This window comes from Accumulibacter sp. (assembly GCF_031732815.1).
Classification (GTDB): Bacteria; Pseudomonadota; Gammaproteobacteria; order Burkholderiales; family Rhodocyclaceae; genus Accumulibacter.
On sequence record NZ_JAVMKF010000205.1, the window covers coordinates 1 to 3,721 of the forward strand.

Genomic DNA, 3,721 nt, shown 5'->3' on the forward strand with positions numbered 1-3,721 from the left:
TCCTTCGCCGAAAGAGACGATCACCCCCTTTCCGGTCAGCGACCGCAACGCCACACCGACGCCGGGATTTCGGCCCGGCGGCGATAAAATCGTCAAGCGCGTTGACTGAAACCGCGATCGCAATAAGATCGGCCGCTACGCTCACGTGGTATGCACCCGTAGCTCAGTGGATAGAGCGCTGCCCTCCGGAGGCAGAGGCCACAGGTTCGAATCCTGTCGGGTGCGCCATCTGGCGGCGACAGTGCGTGGAACGCGCGGCTTGTCTGAAGGCGGGGCGCGGTTCCGCTAACGAGCGATGAGCGGCAGATCAGGCGGCCTGCTGGCCTATGCCGCAGCGCTCTTGCCCGCTGCCGGTCGGTAGTGCGCTCGGCCAACGAGAACGCTCCTGATACGAGCGCTTGGCGTCAAGTAGGCAGGGGTGGGCGTGGCTGGGATTAGGATGTGGCTCAAGGGGCTGATGCTGGGTGCTGCCATCGGTTGCATCAGCGCTGCCTTTGCGCTCTCTCCCGCCGGTATCGCGCTGGAGGAAAGCCTCGGCCTGCCGCTCTTGTTCGCCATTCGCGGCCGGATTCCGCCGCCACCGGAAGTGGCCGTCGTCGCGATCAATCAACGCGCAGCCGAAGCGCTGGAGTTGCCTCCGCATCCGCGGAATTGGCCACGGTCCGTGCATGGCGAGCTCGTCGATACGCTGGTTGCACACGGTGCCAGCGCTATTGTGTTCGACTTGCGCTTCGAGAAAAGGCCGGACGAGAGCGGCGAGAGCGGCGAAACCGACAGGAGCGACGAGAGCGAGAATGAGGCGTTCGCGGCTGCGGTCGAGCGTGCTAATCGGGTTGTTCTTCTTGAGCACATGGACAAACGGTTGGAGTCGTTCGCGATAGACAAGGGAGGTACGGGCGCGACCGCCGAAACAGATCACGCTACGGGGCCGGTCGAGCCGCTTGCCCGGGCGGCCACCGTCGTCGCGCCATTTCTGCTTCCGAAAACAGCCGGCAACGTCAACCAGTTCTGGGCGTTCTGGCCGGGCGACGGGCCGGTTGCCACCATCCCCACGGCTGCGTTGTGGCTGCATGCGCTACGAACAGACCGCGGCGCTTTGCCGCCGATCCAGGCTCTTGTCGCCGGCGAGCAACGGAGGTTGGCGGCAGCGGCAGGGGGCGACGGCGCGCTGTCGGTGCGCGAGATGCTGGTCCGCGCGCGGGAGGGACTGGCCGGGCGCAGCGATATCGTAGCAGCCCTCGGCGCGGGTGGCGACCCGGCAATGCGTCCGTCAGCGAGCATTCTTACCCGCCGGCTGGCCGCTCTGTTCGCCGGTTCCGACATCCGCTACCTCAATTTCTATGGACCGCCAGGGACGATCCCGGTCATCGGTTACGACGTCCTGATCGCGGCCGCACGCGCGGGAATGCCGGCGGCGATCCGACTTGACGACCGGTGCGTCTTCGTCGGCGTCGCCGACTACAGCACGCCGACGCAGGACGACGGCTTCGCGACCGTGTTCACCGGCGCCGACGGGATCGATCTCAGCGGGGTTGAGATCGCTGCGACGGCCTTCGCCAATCTCCTGACGGACACCTCCCTGCGCCCGCCTGCGCCCCTGACCAGCGCCGCCATGCTTTTTGTTCTGTGCAGCGTGATCGGTTTCTACGTGCTGGCGGTGCCGGCGCGCCTCGCGGTGCCGGCAGCACTCGCGCTTGCGGCCGCCTATGTGGCGGTGGCGCAGATCCTGTTCAATCGCGCAGCGTTGTGGCTGCCACTGGTCACGCCGGCGTTCGCGATCGCGCTGTTGGTCGTGTCCGCGCTCTACTGCCACTATGTCGTCGCGCGCCGGCAGCGGGAGAAAATGCAGCAGGCGATCAGCTATTACATCCCCGAGCGGGTCGTGCAGGGCTTCGCCGATAGCGGTGGCGACATGAGCGCGGCCAACGAGGTCGTATACGCAACGTGTCTCGCCGCCGACATGGAGGACTTCACGCCGCTGGCCGAGGGGATGCGGCCGGGTGAAGTGGCTTCCCTGCTGAATTCGTACTTCGATGCAATCGCCAAGCCGATCAACGATCGAAAGGCCGACGTTGTCGAGTTCCGCGCCGACGGCATGATGTGCGCGTGGACGGCGCCGCAGCCCCAGGCGGAGGTCCGTGCCCGGGCGTGCGCCGCCGCAATCGGCGCCCGCGATGCGGCCGCGGCCTTCGCGGCAAAGGTCGCACCCAGGCCGCTGGGCGTGCGCCTCGGCCTGCACGACGGCGAAGTGTTCGTCGGCCATTCCGGCGGCGGCGGTCGCTTTGTCTACGGCATTGTCGGCGACATCGCCAACACAGCGGCCCGGATCGAAGGCCTTAACCGCTACCTCGGGACGCGCCTGCTTGCGAGCGCCGGTGTGGTCCGGGCCCTCGATCACTTGCGCGTCCGGCCGGTCGGCCAGTTCATTCTGAAAGGCAAGAACGAGCCGCTGTCGATCGTCGAAATCGTCGGCCGGCGCGATACCGTCAGCGTTCAGACCGAGACGCTGTGCCGGCGCTTCGCCGTTGCCTTGCAGGCTTTTTCCGCCGGCAATGCCGAGGCGGCACAGGTGCTCTTCGCGGCGCTCTTGCGCGATTATCCGGCCGACGGGCCGAGCCGCTTTTATCTCAACCGACTGCTGGGGGAGGAGGGGGGACAGGCAGGCCAGGAGGCGCCGATGATTATCCGGATGGGAACGAAATGAAGGCGCGGCGACGCCTGCTCCCGCGCCCTCCGAAGGCGGATGGATCGAACCGCCGAGCCCGCGCGGCGGTGCTTGGCCTGATCGCTGCGTGCCTGACCACGATGGGGACGGTGAGCGGGCACGCGGCCGAAAAGTGCACACCCGTCGCGGGACGCATCGCCTCCGTTGAAGGCAGCGTCGAGGTCTCCAACGACGCCGGATCGATCTGGCGGCCGGCCGTTCTGAACGAACTGGTCTGCGTCGGCGCCCTGGTCCGGGTCGGCCCCAACAGCCGTGCCCTGGTCGCACTCGCGAACGAGTCGGTCCTGCGCCTGAAGGAACGCACGACCTTGCGGATGATGGCGCCGCTTCAAAACGAAACAACGTTTGTCGCCCTCGTGCGCGGCGTCGTCCAGTTCTTCAGCCGACAGCCGCGTGGGCTGCAGGTGTCGACGCCTTACGTCAACGCCTCGGTCCAGGGGACGGAGTTCCTGGTTCAGGTCGACAGCGAGCGCACCGCCGTGAGCGTGTTCGAGGGCGTTGTTGCGATGACCAACGAGCAGGGTGAGGTCAAGCTGGCCCGCGGCGAGTCTGGCCAGGCCGAACCGGCGCAGGCACCCGCGCGCACCATTCTCGCCCGCCCACGCGACGCCGTGCAGTGGGCGATCCATTATCCCGATGTGCTGGACGGTCTCGCCGACCGCTCCGGGCGCAGCGCCGGATCGCTGCCGCCAGCCGTGCAGGAGGCCATTGCGCTCTTCCATCGCGGCGACATCTCTGGCGCTTTGGCGCGCCTCACACCAGCCGCTGGCGAAACGGTTGCAGCGGACGATGCCGCGCTGCGGGCAGTGTATCGGGCGGCGATCCTGCTCTCGGTCGGTCGGGTGACGGAGGCGCGCACAGCGCTCGATGCCGCCCGCGCCGGGGCACCAGCGGACGATGGGCGCGCGGACGCTCTTGCCGCCATCATCAGCGTCAGCCAGAACGACAGGGCGGCGGCTCTCACCGAGGCGCGTCGCGCCACCGAAGCCGGACCAC

Annotated in this window: 2 protein-coding genes and 1 tRNA gene; all 3 read left to right on the forward strand. The window is 67.7% G+C overall.

Going from position 1 to position 3,721, the window contains the following annotated elements; translation table 11 throughout:
• The first annotated feature begins 152 nt into the window (after positions 1 to 152).
• Positions 153 to 228 (forward strand) — tRNA-Arg (locus RKP46_RS13090).
• A 196-nt stretch (positions 229 to 424) separates the two neighbouring features.
• Positions 425 to 2,704 (forward strand): adenylate/guanylate cyclase domain-containing protein, encoded by a 2,280-nt coding sequence (locus tag RKP46_RS13095; RefSeq protein ID WP_311107044.1) that lies wholly within the window; start codon positions 425 to 427, stop codon positions 2,702 to 2,704.
• A partial coding sequence (locus tag RKP46_RS13100; RefSeq protein ID WP_311107045.1) for a FecR family protein occupies positions 2,701 to 3,721 on the forward strand: 1,021 nt, incomplete at its 3' end. The genes RKP46_RS13095 and RKP46_RS13100, both read left to right, overlap by 4 nt.